Source organism: Paucibacter soli, assembly GCF_037482845.1.
GTDB classification, from domain to species: domain Bacteria; phylum Pseudomonadota; class Gammaproteobacteria; order Burkholderiales; family Burkholderiaceae_C; genus Paucibacter_B; species Paucibacter_B soli.
Genome location: NZ_JBBHJW010000024.1, coordinates 1 through 2,057 on the forward strand (window position 1 = coordinate 1; position 2,057 = coordinate 2,057).

The following is a 2,057-nucleotide window of genomic DNA, read 5'->3' on the forward strand; positions in this document are numbered from 1 at the left end:
ATCGGGCTGGCTGGGGGGATCAATACGTATGCATATGTGGGTGGGAACCCCGTCAGTCGGATTGACCCGATGGGCCTGGCGCAGTGCGACGTGGATGACATGGTGGATTTGGCGCGTAGCAGCAATCCCGACATGAATATCCCGATGCCGACGATGGAAGCCATTCCTATCGTCAACGGCAAGACGGATGCTGGCTATGTTGGTAGATGGCCTTGGAGCAAGCCGGTCATTAACTCAAATCTTTACGGCGGCACTTTGACGCCTAGAGACCGGGTGGACCTCTACGACACGATAGTTCACGAATGGTGGCATTGGGACCGGCAGTCGCTGTTGGACCGCTCATTGCTGAAGCCCGGCGCGATGGAGTCCGAAGCCCGTACTGAAGCTACCAAGCGCACCGCCCGTGTGAAAGACAAAATTCTGAACGGTGGCGCGGGGAGTTGCTCGTGCAAAAAATAGTCCGATTGCTTTGCGACGTGGTGTGGCCAGCGGTCCTGGCAATTGCGGCGTTGCTCGGTTTCCTCTCTGTGCGCGGGTATCAGCAGCTCGTGTGCTTGCCGCCTGACATCACCCAAGGGTCGCCAGACATCCACTACCTTCTGTCGTCCAACATGACGTCAGCCTATCTGCTGTTTGGATTGGTGTGGGGTGCAATCCTGGAACAGTTCTTGACGCTGGCACGCAGGCGATTCGATGTCGTACCGGGAGCGGCGGTAAGGCTTGTAACGATAGCGGTATGGGTATGGTGCATTGGCGCAACTGCTGCGGCGGTGGTAATCGCTGGTCGGCAGTGCTAGGACGCTACGACTCTGCTGTAGGCAGATGCGTCCAAAGTGACCCGATTGGGCTCGGCGGCGGTATCAACACCTATAGCTATGTGGGCGGGAACCCGCTGAGCAAGATTGACCCCAGTGGGTTGGATGCCATCATCGTCCACAACGGCACGCTGACGTACTACAGCAGCAATGGCCAGGTGCTCGGAACCTATCAATACACGACGGGGCGGCCGGGCGTGACAGACACGTCGATCTCGGGCCAAGGCCCGATCCCCTTGGGAACCTATACAGCCGATCCGTCGCAGATAAGCGAGGGTGGATTTTTCAGAAATCTTCTCGGCGACTGGGGGAAGTTCCGGGTTCCCCTAAGGCCCGATCCTGGCACGAAGACGTTCGGCCGCGATGGCTTCTTCTTGCACGGCGGAAAGAAGCCGGGGTCTGCAGGATGCATCGACGTTGGTGGCAGCGATACCGATCTCTTCGGGAATTTGCGGAATGCGCCGGGCCTGGTTCCTGTTGTGGTCTATTGAGGAGCGAACAATGCCGCCGATCTTGTTGCTCGTCCCAGCGCTTGAGCTCTTGGGACTGCTCGGGTTCATCCATCTGGCATCGACCTCGGTTGAACCGAGTCTTCGCTATCTGCCGCTCGTAGCTGCTGCCATCACGGTTGTGTTGCTGTTTACGCGAGAGGCGGGATCAATGACCTTGCGGCAGCTTGCGGTGTCCGCAGCGCTGTTGTCGCTCCTGGTGGTTGCTGCATTCCAAGGCTTGGGGTTCGTCTTCCCTGGGCTTGCCAAGGATGTTGACCCAATCTCGTTCGCCAACGTTGTGCGACTTGCGGTGATTCTCGCCATCGCCATAGCCGCGCATGGCGGCGCATTGGCGGTATGTCATTACCTGCGTAGGCGTCGAAGGTAAGTTCGAGAGGGGCAGTACGTGCGCATGCCCGGTACGGGATCAGGTCTTACTTCTTGCCGACCCTGATCCCTTCTTGCCCTTGTCCTCGGGGTGGACGAACCCGATAGGCCGATTGGGCGAATCTGTCGTGTCACGGGCATGGTGTCAGGTCTCCCATTTTGCAGAGCTGATTCTTGAGCCCCTCGGCAGCACGACATAGCAGACCGAATCGGGCGTTGGCGGACAGGTTTCTTTACCAGCCCGCCACGGATCGACCCTGGGCATTGCCAGGAACGGGCAGTTCTACTATGCGCACGGCGATCATCTGGGGCGACCTGAGCTGCTGACCAATGGCGCGGGCGCTGCAGTCTGGCGGGCCGAAAG

Annotated in this window: 3 protein-coding genes and 1 pseudogene; all 4 read left to right on the forward strand. The window is 59.1% G+C overall.

Annotation, left to right across the window (positions count from 1 at the left end; genetic code table 11):
* Positions 1 to 459 (forward strand): annotated as a pseudogene (locus tag WG898_RS25040) (hypothetical protein); the annotation flags it as partial.
* A gap of 277 nt (positions 460 to 736) precedes the next feature.
* Positions 737 to 1,306, forward strand: coding sequence for an RHS repeat-associated core domain-containing protein (locus WG898_RS25045; protein WP_339605499.1), 570 nt, complete (start codon positions 737 to 739; stop codon positions 1,304 to 1,306).
* 10 nt (positions 1,307 to 1,316) lie between these two features.
* Positions 1,317 to 1,694, forward strand: a complete 378-nt coding sequence (locus WG898_RS25050; protein WP_339605500.1) for a hypothetical protein — start codon at positions 1,317 to 1,319, stop codon at positions 1,692 to 1,694.
* A gap of 262 nt (positions 1,695 to 1,956) precedes the next feature.
* On the forward strand, positions 1,957 to 2,057 hold a 101-nt coding region (locus WG898_RS25355), incomplete at its 3' end, for an RHS domain-containing protein (protein ID WP_444719000.1).

What these genes read in the sequence shown, in the direction of transcription:
- WG898_RS25045 (WP_339605499.1), top strand. Translation starts at nt 737, where the DNA reads ATGGGTATGGTGCATTGGCGCAACTGCTGCGGCGGTGGTAATCGCTGG.
- WG898_RS25050 (WP_339605500.1), top strand. Translation starts at nt 1,317, where the DNA reads ATGCCGCCGATCTTGTTGCTCGTCCCAGCGCTTGAGCTCTTGGGACTG.